Here is a 15,195-nt window from a genome sequence, read left to right as displayed (position 1 = left end):
TGGTTACCCACTTCGATATCGGAGGTCTTCTTTCACCTCAAATCCCGATCACAACCTCCCGAGGAAGTACAGCTAGGGCACGTGCGAACGCCCGGTCATCGGGATGGAAGGGAGTGCTGACGATCTGCCAGCCGTCTGCCGCGAGCTGCCTGACAGCGGTGATGACCTCCCGGTGGATCGTCTCGGCGTCGTAGCCGGCGGCCCGCTGCCGGTGCTGGACGAGCATCTGCACCGCCAGCCGCCGCTCCTCAGTAGGCGTCGCACTGCCGGAATAGATGAGCTGGCCGAGGGCGGTCGGGCAGGGCTGGAACTCGATCTTCGAAGCCGCCGACTCCGGCAGGGTGTCGGCCATCGACTCCATCGATCCGTGGTTGCGCAGTCCGAAGAACACGCTTTTGTCCGCCACCGCGCTGACGTGGTCGACGAAGAGGTCGGAGAACGCCGGCTGGCCGGGGAACCGGTTGTCACCGACGGCGAAGAGAATGATCGGCACCTCCAGCCGGTCGAGTGCGGCGCGGGAGATGTTCCACTGCCAGCCGGAGTTCGTGTTCGGGTTCGTGTCCTGCAGGAACAGTCCCCCACCGCCGACGACGACGGCATCGGCACTGGCGTTGATCCGCTCGATGAGCTCGAAGCTGACCTCGCGGCGCAACGGCGCGGCACCGGTGAACTCGAATGCCTGTCCGCCTGCGAAACCGGTGAAGAGATCGCGCACCACCGGGAACAGGGCCTTGTCGCCGTAGTTGCCCCAGGTCGGGATGTCGAAGTGGAAGAGCCGTATGCGAGTCATGGCCAGCGACTGTACGGGCTGCCGGTCCGCGCCGGGAGAAGACGGGGTGAACAGCGGGTGAATCCCGCAATGCCGCAGCCCCGCCTGCCCGATGAGAACGAGCAGGCGGGGCTGCGAAGAAAAGCGCGGAGCCGGTGGGATTTGAACCCACGGTCCCCAATTCAAGGGACTCCACCTTAGCAGGGTGGTGCTTTCGGCCGCTCAGCCACGACTCCTGGTGCGATGCGCGCCGCATCGGGTGGATCTCCCGGTGTGCAGGCGCGCGTAACCTCACCAATGATAACGAACTGCCAGCACCCGAGCAAAGCCGAGCGGCGAGCCGGAATCCGGCGCGCAGATGCGCGTCTGAAGCTGGCACCACGCGTAGCTCACGAATCTCGGAGGTTGAACTCGTACACTAAGAGCTTGTGATGATCACCTGTCCCTCGATCGTGCCGTTTTCCAAGGAGTGAGCAGTGTCCCACGATGACAATGGTGCTCCCACACCACGCCGTGGGCCGAACGGCTCATCTCCGCACGACCCCTCGTTCAAAGCCTCCAGCCGTCCTCGCCTGCGCAGCTCCCGCCCAGCGGCCCCCAGCGACTCCAACGACCACCGTCAGGATCAGGCGCCGCGCGCCAGCGGCCCGGCCCCGGAGGGCTTCGAGAACTCGACCCCGCGTCATGCCAGCAGGCAGGCGCGGGCGTCTACCGGCCCCCGGTTCACCGCGCTGCGCGCCGCTTCCGGAGCCGTCGCTGCCGGGGCCGGCGCTGCCGGGGCCGGCGCTGTCACCGGAGCAGCAGCCGCCAAGCGCAGCAGCACCCCGCGCCGCGAAGCACCCCGCACCTTCACCCCCGCCGCCGAGCCCAGCCCCCGCGCGTCTTCTGAGGACGTGCCGCTCACCCGCCAGGAAGCGCGCGCGGCAGAGCAGCACGCCCGCCGCTCTCGGCGCCGCGGCCGGCCTGTCTCCACCGCCTCGGGCCCGGATGCTGCTGCAACCGCTGAGTCCGAAGGGGTCCCGGAGGCGACCCGGCACTCGCGCCGCAACGACGCCTTTCCCCGCATCGTCGGCTGGACGAGCCTCGGCACGCTCATCCCCGGTCTCGGCATGATCAAGAGCCGCAATTCGCGGCTCGGCTGGTTCCTCACGCTCGGGTTCCTGGCAGGTCTCGCCGCGATCGGCATCTGGGTGCTCTACCGCGGCCCGGTCAAAGCCGGCGCACGCGTCGTCTCCAGCCCGACGATCCTCAACGTCATCGCAATCCTCCTCATCATCGGGGCGCTGATCTGGGCGTTCGTCATCATCCGCTCCTATGTGATGCTGCGCAGCGGCACCCGTCTGCGGCGTTCGCAGCGCGTGCTCGGCTCGGTGCTCGTCATGAGCCTCATCGTGCTCACCGGCGTGCCGCTGGGTGTCGGGGCGGCCTACTCGCGCGTGCAGGGTGAGACGGTGCGCAAGGTCTTCGGCGACGGCGGCGGGCCCGTGCTCGACTCCGCTGACCTGTGGAAGGACAAGCCGCGCATCAACGTCTTCCTCATCGGCCGCGACAACGGCGACGGCCGCGAGGGCACCCGCCCGGACACCATGCTCGTCGCCTCGATCGACACGCGCTCAGGCAAGACGACCCTCATCTCCGTGCCCCGCAACCTCGCGTTCCCGCAGTTCCCGGAGGGGTCGAAGCTCGCCGAACGGTTCCCGCAGGGGTTCAACGCCTTCGGCTCCGAGGAGAGCCTCATCAACGCCGTGTGGACGTGGGCCGAATCCGAGCCCGAGGCGGTCGGCGATCCCGGCGACATGGAGCTCGGCATGTACGCCACCATGCAGGCGGTCGAGGGTTCGCTCGGGCTCAAGATGGACAACTGGGCCTCGGTCGACATGCAGGGCTTCGAGGATGTCGTCGACGCGATCGGCGGAGTGAAGATCGACGTCGAGCGGCCGATCCCGATGGGCGGCGGCACGAACATGAACACCGGTGCCAAGAACCGGGTGTTCGGCTGGATCGACCCCGGTGAGCAGGTGCTGACGGGCAAGAAGGCGCTGTGGTACGTCCGCTCCCGTGAGGGTGCGGACAACTACGACCGCATGTGCCGTCAGCAGCGGATGCTCAAGACCACCCTCGAGCAGGTGAATCCGCGCGAGATCGCGCTGGCCTACCCGAAGCTCGCCGGCTCGGCTGAGCGCAATGTCGCCACTGACATCCCGCAGCGCGAGCTCAACGCCTTCGTCGAGCTCGCCGCGCTCATGCAGGGCACCGAGGTGAAGTCCGCGCAGATCAACAACGATGTCACCAGCACGTTCAACCCCGACTATGAGGCGCTGCGCAGCTGGGTCGACGAGCAGATCAATCCGAAGGCCAAGAGCCAGCAGGAAGAGGCGACCGGCACCGACACGGCCGAGACCGAGGAGCCCACGCCGGAGGAGACGGGCGCCCCCGCCCAGGGTGTCGAGGACACCGAGGGCAAGTGCTACCCGAAGGGCTACGAGCCGGGTTCCGGCTGGCCCGGCTACCCCGGTCCTGAGGGCGATGGGGAGCAGAATTGAGCCGCCGCCGAGGCGGATCGGGCAGCGGTGCGCAGGGCACCGCAGTGCCGCGCCGGGTGGGGATCATCGGGGCTGGCCCGCGTGGTCTCAGCGTGCTCGAGCGGCTGTGCGCCCTCGCCGGTGACGCGACGGTCGAGATCCATCTCATCGATCCGTTCCCGCCCGGGGCCGGGATCGTGTGGCGCACCGACCAGCACCCGGATCTGCTCATGAACACGACGATCGGCGAGCAGACGATCTTCCCCGATCCCAGCTGCGGCATCAGCCCCCACTCCACCGGCCCGGACATGGCGACCTGGTATCGCCGCGAACACGCAGCGAGCGATGCCGAGGTGTTCTCGACCTTCGCCCCGCGCGCGCTGTACGGCCGGTACCTGTGCGATTCCTTCGACCACATCTGCGCTCAGGCCCCGGCAGGCGTGTCGATCCGCCACCACCCGACAGTCGCTACGGCCGTCATCGAGCCGCGCGGTGCCGCCGACAGCCCGGCCGGGCAGCGGGCCGCCCAGCTCATCCGCTTGGCTGACGGCCCGACCCTGGAGGTCGACGACATCGTGCTGTGCGTCGGGCACATCCCCGCCCGGCTAAATGAGGAACGGGTGGCCTGGCAGCGCTTCGCCGCCGGTGCCCACCTGACCTACCTGCCCCCGGGGCTGCCCGCTGAGGCCGATGTCGATGCGCTGCAGGCCGGTGAGACAGTGGTGTTCCGCGGTTTCGGGCTGAACTACTTCGACCATCAGGCGATGCTGAGCACAGGCCGCGGAGGCACGTTCGCACAGACCGGCACGACGGATGCCGGGGCGCCGGTGCTGGCCTATCAGGCCAGCGGGCAGGAGCCGGTGCTCGCCCCGTCGTCACGGCGCGGCGTGCCGTATCGGTGCAAGCCGATCACCGTCGACCATCCGCTGCCGGACTACCCGCTGCGCTACTTCATCCCCGCCACCCTGGAGCGGCTGGCCGCCGAGACCGGCGGCGGTGACCTGCGGTTCAACGATCAGCTGTGGCCGCTCATCCTCGCCGACCTGCGCTATGCCTGGTATGCGGCCCTCTACGCGTCCGAACCCGAGGCGTTCGTCGGCGACCCGGCAGCGCTGACCGAGGCCCTCGCCGAGGCGGTGGACCGGCATGTCTCCCGCCGTGCGGCTGCCGAGACCCGCGAGGTCGCCGGCCGCCCGGGCCGCCAGACGCAGGAGTCCAGCGCCTGGTCCGATGTCGAGTCGAGTGTCATCGGCGACCCTGAGCGGATCCTCGACCTCCATGCCCTGCTGCGGCCGCTGGAGGACCGGACCTTCGCCTCGCGGGCGGAGCTGAATGCGTGGATGCTCGACTTCCTGCGCCGCGACCTCGATGCCGCCTATCGGGGGCCTGCGCATGCGCCGGAGAAGGCGCTGTTCGCGGTGCTGTGGGCGGCGCGGGCGTATCTCAAGGAGCTCATCGCCGACGGCCGGGTCGATGACATCAGCTTCCACACCGAGGTGCGCGGCTGGTTCGAGGGCTTCGTCTCCGGCATCTGCGACGGCCCGCCCCCGCAGCGCTTCGCTGAGCTCATCGCCTTGGCCGAGGCTGGGCTCGTCGAGTTCGTCGGGCCCGAGGTGCGCATCACCACCTCGCGTGCCGGTGAGCGCTCCTGCTTCCGCGCCTCCTCCCCGGCCGTGGACGACCCGGTCGAGGCTCGCGCACTCGTCGACGCCGCCTCACCTGCCAACCAGGTGCGGCACGCCGCTGACGAGGTGGTGACCGGGATGCTCGACCGCGGCCAGCTCGCCGTTGCCGAGCTCGAGCTCAGCGAGGGTGTTGCGCAGCCGCTGTCGGGTCTCGATGTCGATCCGGAGACGCTGCGCACCCGCGATGCGCGCGGCTACGACCACCCGCACCGGTACTGCCTGTCGATCCAGCTCTCGGCTGTGCAGTTCGGGCTGGCGATCGCGGCCAATCCGCACAAGTCGGCGCGCACGCTGCGCGACGCTCACCGCATCGCCGAGCAGATCCTCGGCGGCTAGGGCGCCGGCCTGCCCGCTCAGATGTGGGCGAGCCGGGCGACCTGGCCGGCCCCGAGTGTGCGCTTGCGCACGACCGCGGCGAAGCTGCCGGCTACACCGATGACCAGCCAGCCGAACAGGGCGGCCCAGGCGCCTGCCAGTCCGGGCATGCCGGTTGCTGCGGCGGTGATGCCGTCCATCGCCGGGGTCATCGGCAGGAACGGGGTGATGGAGTGGAAGAACTCCGGCACTGCCCCGATCGCCCTGCCGGCGACGGCCAGCACGATGAGCACCACTGAGATGAACCGGCCGGTGCCGCCGAACCAGGCGACGAGCGCATAGTTCAGCGTCATGAACACAAGCCCTGCGAAGAGCACGAGCAGCAGCACGGAAGCGAAGTCGAACAGGTTGAGTTCCAACACGATGTTCGCGATGATCGCCAGCACCACCGCCTGGATCCCGGCGATGACGAGGCCCGGCAGCATTCCTCTGGCCATGACTGAGAAGGATGACCGGCGCGACGTCAGGGCGGTTGCCGAGACGGCGCGCACGACCGTGTAGGTCACGAGTGCCCCGACCCACAGCGCCATCATGAGCAGCAGCGCGATCGATGAGGCCTGCGGGATGTCGTTGAGCAGGCTGCCACTCTCGGCCACCGGTGCGACGACCGTGTTGGAGAGCTTGTCGCGTTCGGGTGCGGTGTAGGACGGGATCTGGTCCTTGCCCTCTTCGAGGCCGTCTGCGAGTTCCCCGGTGCCGTCGGCGAGCTGTTCGGCGCCGTCGTTGAGGTCGCTGAGGCCGTCGGCGAGTGCGCTGGCTCCCGTGGCTGACTGGTCGACGCCCTCGGTGTACCTGCTCACTCCGGCTGAGTACTCATCCGCGCCGTCGGCCAGGGTGCTGGCTCCGTCGGAGAGCTGGCCGGCTCCGTCGGAGAGCTGGCCGGCACCGTCGGCGGACTGCTTGACGCCATCGGCGAGGGGGCCCATGCCGTCGGCGAGTCTGTCGGTGCCATCGGCCACCTGGCCGGCACCGTTGCGCAGCTCCTTCGAGGCGTCGAGCAGGTCGTCTGCCTGGCCGCCGAGCCCCTTGAGGTCCTCGAGCAGCGTCGGCAGCTCGTCGCCGAGGTTCTTCACCATGTCCTGGATGCCGTCGTTGAGCTCGTTGGCCCCGTCGGTGAGGTCCTGGAGCCCACCGGTGATCGAGCGGCCGTTCTCGTCCTTCTGATCGAGTCCCTCGGCAGCCTGGTCCAGAGCGGATTGGGCGGTCGTGAGCACTCCCCGCGCGTAGGCGTCCTGGGTGCGTGTGCACTGTTCGCCCTCACCGTCCGGGCACAGCACCTGTGTGAGCTGGGCCGCCTCGTTCGAGTCCATGAGTCCGGCGCCGACCAGATCCTGCAGTGTCAGCGGATTCTTCTGCTGCAGCGCCGTGAGGTCGTCGGACTGCTGCTTGAGCTTGTCCTGGTAGGTGCCCACACCGTCGTTGATGCGGTTGATGCCGTCGTTCAGGTCCTGGGAGCCCTCGCCGAGGCTGTCGAGGCTGTCGCCGAAGTCGAGGTCCCCGCCGTCGCCGAGGCCGTCGGCGAAGTCGCGCAGGCCGATGATCATGCCGTCGACGCCGCGGGTGTATTCGTCGACGCCGTCGGACAGGTCACCGGCACCGTCGGCGAGCTTCCGGGTCTGCTTGGGCAGGTCCTTGGTCTGCTCGCGCATGGTGCCGAGTCCGTCTGCCAGTTCGCCGGCGCCGTCGGAGAGGTCCCCGGCGCCCGTCGACAGCTCGCGCGCGCCGCTGGCGAGGTCGCCGGCGCCGCTGCGCAGCTGTCCGCTGTTGGCCGACAGTTCGCCGAGCCCATCGGAGAGCGTGCCGGCACCATCGGCTGCGTCGCCGGTGCCGTCGGCCAGCTGCCCGGCGCCGTCGTTGATCTCGTTGGCGGCATCAGACACCGTCTGGAACTGCTTGCCGATCTCGTTGAAGCCGAGGTAGATGCCGTCGAGGTACTTCTTGGCGAACTCGGAGTTGAAGCTCGCCCGGGCGGCCTCGGCAATCGCCTGCCCGATTGCGGAGTCGGCCAGCGGGGTGACGTGGGAGGTCTTGACGCTGATCGTGGCCTGCCGGGCCATCATCGGATCGTCGCTGCTCGACGACGTGACCGCTGTGGAGAAGCCCTTGGGGATGGTGATGACGGCGGCGTACCTGCCGTTGCGCAGGCCTGCTTCGGAGTCGTCCTCGTCGGAGAGAACCCAGTCGAAGTTCTCGTCGTCGCGGTCGACGAGCCCGGCCGCCAGCTGACGGCCCAGCGGCACCTGCTGACCGTCGATCTCCGTGCCTTCGTCCAGGTTGACGATGGCCGCCTGGACATTGTCGAGCCGGCCGGTGGCCTTCCAGATCGCGAAGACGAATCCAGCGGCGATGACGATCGGCACGAGGATGAGTCCGAGGACTGTGTACCACTTGGCCGTGCGTCCGGTATCAGCTCGTTCGAACCAGGTCATGAGCCGTGTCCTTCCCCCGATTGTGAGCATCGAGATCTAACAGTCGGTAATGGGTCTGCGGCGGGAGCATCCAGTCGGCGTCCCGGTTGCCGAGGCCGAGCAGCACACTCGACCCGGCGGCGAGGGCGGCGGAGATGAGGTCCTGGGCCGCCTCGGCGGTGTCGTGATCGCGGGCCTGGTCGGCCCGGTCGATGAGGACGATGTCCGGCATCTGCTCGCGCGTGTGGCGCAGGTAGCCGGGACTGGTGATGAGGGCGTCTTCGGCGGAGTTGAGCACCATGTACGGAATCGCGCTGCGCACCTTCGGCGCCTCCTCTGGCAGCACCCGGCCCAGCACCTTGAGCTCGCCGCGGTCGGGGGTCGCCCGTCCTGCGATCGTCAGCAGGAGCGCGGTGGCGCCCTGACCGGACACGGCGAGCACCTCACCGGGCTGCACGACCAGGTCGACCTTGTCGAAGACCGGCCGGCCGGAGCCGTCGAGTCCGAGATCCTCGCCGTAGACGGAGTAGTCCCTGCCGTCGCCGGGCCAGTCCTTGTACTGCACCTGGTGGTAGAGTCCTTCGCCTTCGACGTCGAAGTGCGGCAGCGTCCGCTCCAGCCAGCGCGGCAGCCACCAGGCCTTGTCGCCCAGCAGTGCCATGACGGCCGGCACGAAGGTCATGCGCACGATGAACGCGTCGATGAAGATGCCGACGGCCAGACCGAACGCGATCGATTTGATGATCGCGTCACCGGCGGGGACGAAGGCGGCGAAGACGGCGAACATGATGATCGCTGCGGCGACGACGACGCGGGCTGAGGACTGGAATCCGCGGTGGATCGCATCCTTCGCCGAGGCGCCGTGAGCGAAGGCCTCGCGCATGCCGGAGACGAGGAACACCTCGTAGTCCATGGCCAGGCCGAAGAGGATGCCCATGAGGATGATCGGCAGGAAGCTGATGACCGGGCCGACCTTCTCCACTCCGAAGATGTCGGCTCCGTGGCCCTGCACGAAGACGAGGGTGACGAGTCCGAACGCCGCCCCGACCGAGAGCAGGAAGCCCAGGGTCGCCTTGATCGGCACGGCGATCGACCGGAACACCATCATGAGCAGGATGAGCGACAGGCCGACGACGAAGATGCCAAAGGGCAGCAGCGCCCCGCCGAGCTGGTCGGAGACGTCGATGGCGACTGCGTTCGAGCCGGTGACCGAGGTGTCGAAGCCGTATTCGTCCTGGAAGTGCGGCTTGAGGTCGCGCAGCTTCTTCACGACCTCGGTGGTGCGCTCATCGCTGGGCCCGTACTCGGGGATGATCTGGATGAGGCCGGTGTCGGCGGAGCGGTTGGGCACGGCCATGATGACCTTGTGCACGCCGTCGATCTTCTCGATGTCAGCCTTCATGTCGTCCAGGTCGCCGAGCGGGTCGGTCGAGCTGATGATGTTCGCGGTGACGACCAGCGGTGAGTTGAAGCCCTCGCCGAAGTGCTCGGAGATGAGGTCGTACGAGGTGCGCGGGGCGGTGCCCTCCTCGGCTCCGCCGTTGTCGGGCAGGGCCAGCTGCAGGTCCTTGGCCGGCAGGGCGAGCGCGCCCAGACCGGCGATGACGATGACGACGGTCAGCAGCGGGATCTTCGTCGCTGCCGCCACCCAGGCGTCGTAGAAGCGGGTGACGAACCCCGGCTTGCGCGGGCGGCTCTCCTCACTCTCCGCGCGCTGCGCACTCTCCTCACCTTCCACGCCTTCCGCGCCCGAGACGGTGGCGGAGTGGCGGCTGCCGCCGGGGCGGTGCTTCTTGGGCACGAGCCGGTAGCCGAGGAATCCGAGCAGCGCCGGTGTCACCGTGAGCGCGACCGCCACGGCGATCGCGACGGTGACGGCGGCGGCGATGCCCATGACGGTGAGGAAGGGGATGCCGGCCACCGACAGGCCGACCAGGGCGATGATGACGGTGACGCCGGCGAATACGACTGCCGACCCGGCGGTCGCGATGGCGCGGGCGGCGGATTCTTCGGGGTCGTGGCCGTCGAACATCGTCTGCCGGGCACGGGAGACGATGAACAGTGCGTAGTCGATGCCGACGGCCAGGCCGAGCATGAGTGCGAGCATCGGGGTCGTCGAGTTGACGGTGGCGAATGCGGTGCTGCCGAGGATGAGCAGCATGCCGATGCCCACACCGATGACGGCGGTGACGAGCGGCATGCCAGCCGCCCAGGCGGATCCGAGAGTGAAGATGAGGACGATGAAGGCGATGACGACGCCGATCGCCTCGATGATCGAGATGTGCACGCTTGTGACCGTGTAGAGCTCGCCGCCGGGGCTGACGATGCTGCCCTCGGGCAGCTCGGCTTGGAGCCTGTCGGCTTCCGCCTGCAGATCATCCTTCGCCGAGTCCGGCAGCAGATCCACGGACTGGTCGTACTGAACGTTGACGATGGCGGCGTCACCGTCGGCGTTGATGACGCCGTCGATCATCTCGTCGAACGGGGAGGTGGCACCGTCGACGTGGGGCAGGTCGTCGATCTTCTCGACCGTGTCCTCGATCTTCGACTTATACGGGTCGGTGTCCACCGGCTGGCCGTCTGCGGTGACGACGAGCATCGTCGCCGAGCCGCCGGCCACCTCGGGGAAGGTCAGCTCGAGCGAGTCGAGGGCTTCCTGCGATTCGCTGCCGGGCAGGCGGAACTCGTCGTTGAAGCTGCCGCCGAATGCGGCGACGAAGCCGCCGAGAACGGCGAGGATCGCCAGCCAGACGGCGACCACTGTCTTACGGCGGCGGAACGCGGTGCGGCCAAGCTCGTAGAGAAAGGACGACACAGGCAACCCTTCGATCGCGGGTAAAGGACAGAGTTTCGGTGGTGCCACAGGCGGAGACGCTGCTCCCACCGTGCATGAACGGACGGACACATGAGCCACCCGCCGACGATCCTACGATACACGAGTGTATCGAATGCACAAGTGTATCCTAGTGCTGTAGTCTGCACAGCAGTCAGAAGCAGGAAGGGCAACGAGAGGTGACGATGAGCGAGGCAGTGAGCAGGCGCCGCATGCAGACCCGTGCGGCTCTCATCGATGGCGCGATGCGGGTCTTCGCCTCTCGCGGTGTGGCGGCGGCGTCGATCGAGGAGATCTGCGAAGCCAGCGGCTTCACCCGCGGGGCCTTCTACTCCAATTTCGCCTCGCGTGATGAGATCGTGCTCGCCATCATCGAGCGTGGCATCGCCGAAGCGCAGCGTCACGTGACGGAGCTGGTGGAGAACCGGACAGATCTGCATGAGGCGGCAGAGCTGTCACGCCCGCAGCAGGAGCAGCTCATCCGCGATATCGTCACCCAGTTCCATGCCGTGCAGGACAACACGACGGCATGGATCCTCGCTGAGCGCGAAATCGAGCTGTACACGCTACGCAATCCGGAGCTGCGTGATCGCTACGAGGAGCTCACCGGCACGCATTTCGAGAATATGAGCCGTGTTGTCGGCACCGCGATCGGCTGCGCCGGCGGGAAGCTGACGCTGCCTCTGGCGCAGTTCGTCGATCTGCTCGCCGCTGTCTCACTGGCAGCAGGCAGCGCAGCGGTCGCGGACCGCTTCCGAGGCCTGACAAGCGAGGACGTCGTCCCGGACGACGCTCCCCTGAACATCGACCCGGAGCCAGTTGTTCAGCTCGTGCTGGGCCTCGTCGACTTCTCCCCCGCTGACTGATCTCCCCGCTGCTTCAAGCTCACAGCTGCGGGTGCCGCAGGTGGTGTTCGGTGACGGCTTCGAAAGCGTGGGCGATGCGCATGAGTTCGACATCGCGACCCGGAGCCGCGACGATCTGAATGCCGACCGGCAGCCCTGATTCCGAGAACCCGGCCGGCACGGAGACTGCCGGGCAGCCAGTAGCCGAGATGAGCGTGGCCGCGCGCATCCATGACAGGTAGTCTGCCATCGGCTCGCCGTTGATCTCCGTCGGGTATTCGAGTTCCGCGTCGAAGGGCAGTACCTGTGAGGTCGTGGTGACGAACACGTCGCAGGTCTCGAAGTACTTCCACAGCTCGGCGCCGAGCCGCACGCGTGCGGCGTCCTTGGAGCGCACATCAGCGGCGGTGAGCGCGAGCCCGGCGTCGATGTTGTCGACCAGGGACTTCTTCATCTGCGCCCGGCCGCCGGCTTCGACCATCTCCTCGAACACCATCGCGAAGTCGTAGGCCCGCTGGGTGCGGAACACCTCGTCGGCGTCCTCGAGGTTCGGTACGTCCTCGGTGACCTCGGCACCCAGGCCGGCGAACACCTCGGCGGCGGCTGAGACGATCGCTGCCACCTCTGCTTCGACTGGGATCTGGCTGCCGAAGTCGGGGCTGAAGCCCACGCGGATGCCGGAGAGCTCCGGCTGGTAGACGGCGCCGAGGCGGAACTCGGGCAGGTCGAAGACGGAGCCAGGTTCGCCGATCTCCCAGGGTGCTCCGGTGGCCGGCCCGCAGCCGGCCTGCATGAGCAGGGCGATGTCGCTGACGGTGCGGGCCATGAAACCGGACTGGCCGAGCCAGGCGTGCGGGTTGTCCGGGGCGAGCTTGGGGATCCGGCCGTGGGAGGGCCGGAAGCCGACGACGTTGTTGAAGGAACCGGGGGTGCGCAGGGATCCGCCCATATCGGAGCCGTCGCCGGAGGCCTGGATGCCGGCGGCCAGTGCCGCACCAACGCCGCCGGAGGAGCCGGAAGCGGATTTCGTCGTGTCGTAGGGATTGACGGTGGTGCCGAATACCGGGTTGAAGGTGTGGGAGCCGGCAGCGAACTCCGGGACGTTGGACTTGCCGGTGGTGATGACGCCGGCGGCTTTGAGCCGGGCGATGATGACGGAGTCGGCTGCCGGCACGCGGTCGGCCCACAGCGGGCTGCCGTGCGTCGAGCGCATGCCGGCGGTGTCGTGGGTGTCTTTGTGCGTCATCGGCACCCCGTGCAGCAGGCCGAGGCTCCCCCCGCGGGCGTGTGCGTCGTCGGCTGCTGCTGCGGAGGCTTCGGCGGCCTCAGCATCGAGGGTGACGATGGCGTTGATGGCGGGGTTGACCTCGTCGATCCGGGCGAGGTGATCGGCAAGGGCCTCGCGGGCGGAGATCCGGCCGACGGCGATCTCGGCGGCGAGTTCGCGGGTGGACAGCCAGGTCAGCTCAGACATGTGCGGCTCCTTTCGGCAGCGGGCGACGGTGCCCGCCGGTGGTTCAGTGGTCGATGGTTCCGGTCAGGCAGGCGTGTCCTGCGGGGTCGAGGATGGCGACTTCCGTGGCCGAGGCGGTGGTCTGGCGGCCCACGGCAGCGACGGGGGTGCCGTCGAAGACGGGTCGGCGGGCGGTGAAGGAGAAGGAGTCGATCTGCTCACCTGGGCGGAGGCGCAGGAAGGCGTCGAGCATGAGCGTGGCGAGCAGCGGACCGTGGACGACGAGGCCGGGGTAGCCTTCTTCGTTGATGCAGAAGTCGCGATCGTAGTGGATGCGGTGGGCGTTGAAGGTCAGCGCGGAGTACCGGAAGAGCAGCGTCTCGTCAGGCCGGGTGATCCTGCCGTAGTCCCACGCCGAGGTGTCGGCTGGCTTTCGTGCCGCGCGCTCGGCTGGCGTTTGTGCTGTGGTCTCCTGCGGTGCGGCGGCTTCGCGGTAGACGATGGTGTGCCGGTCGGTGATGGCGTGGCTGCCGTCTGCCGAGACTTCATGGGTGACCGTGACGAAGACGAGCTGACCTGTTCGGCCGGTGCGGAGGCTGACGTCGGTGACGGTCTGGACGTCCTGCAGCTGCTGGCCGACGGCGATCGGCCGGTGGAAGGTCAGTTCTGATCCGGCCCACATGCGTCGCGGCAGCGGCACCGGTGGCAGGAAGCCGCCGAGGCGCGGGTGCCCGTCGATGTCGAGGGCGTGCTGCGGTTCGGTTGGGTTGAAGTGGGCCCAGTGCGCAAGCGGGAAGAGTTGGCCGCCCCAGGGGTCTGCGTCGTAGTCGAGGGCAGCGGCGAGGGTGCGCGACTTCGCTTCAGTGGCGATGTCGTCGAGAGTCTGGCTGCGGCCGACCCACGCGCGCAGACGCGAGACATCGATCGGTGCATCCATGTGCTCTCAGCCTCCTTCGCCTGCCCGGAGTGCATCTCCTGCTCGAAGCCTATCGGGCACAGTGATGCCGATGCAGGTGCGTCCGCAGATTGACTGTCGTGAATGACCGCGGTGGCGCAGATGATCCGGTAGCAGGGCCCGGCACTATGTGGTTGTCAAACATCGTTCTGTCACTGCGGTGGTGTTGCAGGCAGCGCTGGTAGAGAAAAGACGAGAAGTCGCTTCGGATAGGTTGGTTGCGGTGTGGTCTAGTCGGTGAGGTTGAGGAGCTGTTGGGCGTGTGCCTGCCCAATGGGATTTGTCGGTGGTCGTGCTTGGAGTTGGTGTCCGCCGGGCAGGGTCCAGGTCAGCATTCCCGTGTCGGGACTTCGGGTGACTTTGAGTCTGTTGTCGGTTTTCATCTGATGATGTTCCCGGCACAACGGGTGGAGATTCCCCATTGAGGTGGGGCCGCCTCGTCCGGGGTCTTCGTGATTGAACGGCTTAATATGATCCAGTTCGGCTTTCACAGCTGACCGGTCGCATCCCGGCAGGGTGCAGAACTGCCATTTCTCCACCAGCGCGATCCGCATCTTCTCCGGGATCGTGTACGCCTCAGCGGCGTGATCGAGGACCGTGCCGTCGGTCGGGTCGGTCAGGATCCGGTAGAGCGTCGAATGCCCAGTGCCGGTGAGTTGCCGGGCGGTCTCTGGTGAGATGGGGTGACCGTTGACCATCCCCGGCACACGAGCGTCATCGTCTTCGCCGGTGTTCCTGTCGAGCAGGGTCAGTGCTGGGACGGTGATGGTGATGCGGGCTTGGCGTTTGAGCCACTCAGCATCAACGGGACACTGCACACCGGTCTCAGCCAGCGTTTCGGCGATCTTCTCGGCTGTTGCGTCGAGATCAATGCCGGCCGGGTTCGCAGCCGTGACAACACTGTCACCGACCTGACCCGGGGTGGTGTCGCTGTCGCTGCCGGTGGACTGTGTGGTCAGTGCGCCTGCGGGCTGGGAGCCGGTGAGGAAGTCGAACATCAGCTCACCCATCCCACGGTCGTCAGCGATTTCTCGACCCTCGGGCACACCGAGTGGTGCGCCGAGGCCCTTGATGACGGATCGGGCCATGCCGGCCAGGCGGGCTTCTAAGAGAGCGATCTGGTGGCAGGGACCGCGAGCGATAAGAACACCCAGCCCGTGGGGCTCGTAATAGGTTTCGACGGTGCGACGATCCCGGACCTGCGCAGCGCGCTCCTCACGGGTGACAAGAGTAGAGATCAGTTGGGTGACAGCGCGCTTGAACGCCGTCATATTGTCCCGCGTCAAGTAGTTGGCAGGATTTCCTTGGTTTTGAATGTCGGGGTGGTGGGGTCGGCTAGGCCCAGGTGCA

Annotated in this window: 9 protein-coding genes and 1 tRNA gene; 3 read left to right on the top strand and 7 right to left on the bottom strand. The window is 67.7% G+C overall.

Annotated elements, in window-relative coordinates:
• Positions 1-37 precede the first annotated feature (37 nt).
• On the bottom strand, positions 38-790 hold the full coding sequence (locus H9634_RS14250; RefSeq protein ID WP_191727465.1) for a polysaccharide pyruvyl transferase family protein: 753 nt from the start codon (positions 788-790) through the stop codon (positions 38-40).
• A 126-nt stretch (positions 791-916) separates the two neighbouring features.
• Positions 917-1,005 (bottom strand) — tRNA-Ser (locus H9634_RS14245).
• Positions 1,006-1,245: 240 nt separating this feature from the next.
• Between H9634_RS14245 and H9634_RS14240 the strand changes: the two genes are divergently transcribed.
• On the top strand, positions 1,246-3,312 hold the full coding sequence (locus H9634_RS14240; protein WP_318245134.1) for an LCP family glycopolymer transferase: 2,067 nt from the start codon (positions 1,246-1,248) through the stop codon (positions 3,310-3,312).
• A complete protein-coding gene (locus H9634_RS14235) occupies positions 3,309-5,312 on the top strand; it encodes an FAD/NAD(P)-binding protein (protein ID WP_225211006.1) in 2,004 nt (667 codons plus the stop codon). The genes H9634_RS14240 and H9634_RS14235 overlap by 4 nt, the downstream gene beginning before the upstream one ends.
• 17 nt (positions 5,313-5,329) lie before the next feature.
• Here the strand turns inward: H9634_RS14235 and H9634_RS14230 are convergent, their stop codons facing one another.
• Positions 5,330-7,780 (bottom strand): YhgE/Pip domain-containing protein, encoded by a 2,451-nt coding sequence (locus H9634_RS14230; protein WP_191727464.1) that lies wholly within the window; start codon positions 7,778-7,780, stop codon positions 5,330-5,332.
• Positions 7,758-10,574, bottom strand: a complete 2,817-nt coding sequence (locus H9634_RS14225; RefSeq protein ID WP_191727463.1) for an MMPL family transporter — start codon at positions 10,572-10,574, stop codon at positions 7,758-7,760. The genes H9634_RS14230 and H9634_RS14225 overlap by 23 nt, the downstream gene beginning before the upstream one ends.
• A 203-nt stretch (positions 10,575-10,777) precedes the next feature.
• On the opposite strand from H9634_RS14225, the gene H9634_RS14220 reads away from it, so the two are divergent.
• On the top strand, positions 10,778-11,458 hold the full coding sequence (locus tag H9634_RS14220) for a TetR/AcrR family transcriptional regulator (protein ID WP_191727462.1): 681 nt from the start codon (positions 10,778-10,780) through the stop codon (positions 11,456-11,458).
• Between the two features lie 19 nt (positions 11,459-11,477).
• Here H9634_RS14220 and H9634_RS14215 read toward each other — a convergent pair whose 3' ends face one another.
• From H9634_RS14215 to H9634_RS14205, 3 genes are all read right to left on the bottom strand, one after another.
• Positions 11,478-12,911 (bottom strand): amidase, encoded by a 1,434-nt coding sequence (locus tag H9634_RS14215; protein WP_191727461.1) that lies wholly within the window; start codon positions 12,909-12,911, stop codon positions 11,478-11,480.
• A gap of 43 nt (positions 12,912-12,954) precedes the next feature.
• Positions 12,955-13,827 carry an FAS1-like dehydratase domain-containing protein gene (locus H9634_RS14210; RefSeq protein ID WP_191727460.1) on the bottom strand — a complete coding sequence of 291 codons (873 nt, stop codon included), beginning with the start codon at positions 13,825-13,827 and terminating at the stop codon, positions 12,955-12,957.
• Positions 13,828-14,075: 248 nt separating this feature from the next.
• The coding region (locus tag H9634_RS14205; protein ID WP_191727459.1) for an HNH endonuclease signature motif containing protein at positions 14,076-15,195 on the bottom strand (1,120 nt) is incomplete at its 5' end.

Source organism: Brevibacterium gallinarum, assembly GCF_014836885.1.
Lineage (GTDB): Bacteria > Actinomycetota > Actinomycetes > Actinomycetales > Brevibacteriaceae > Brevibacterium > Brevibacterium gallinarum.
The sequence above is the reverse complement of the archived record's forward strand: the minus strand, read 5'-3'. Positions and strand labels throughout refer to the sequence as shown.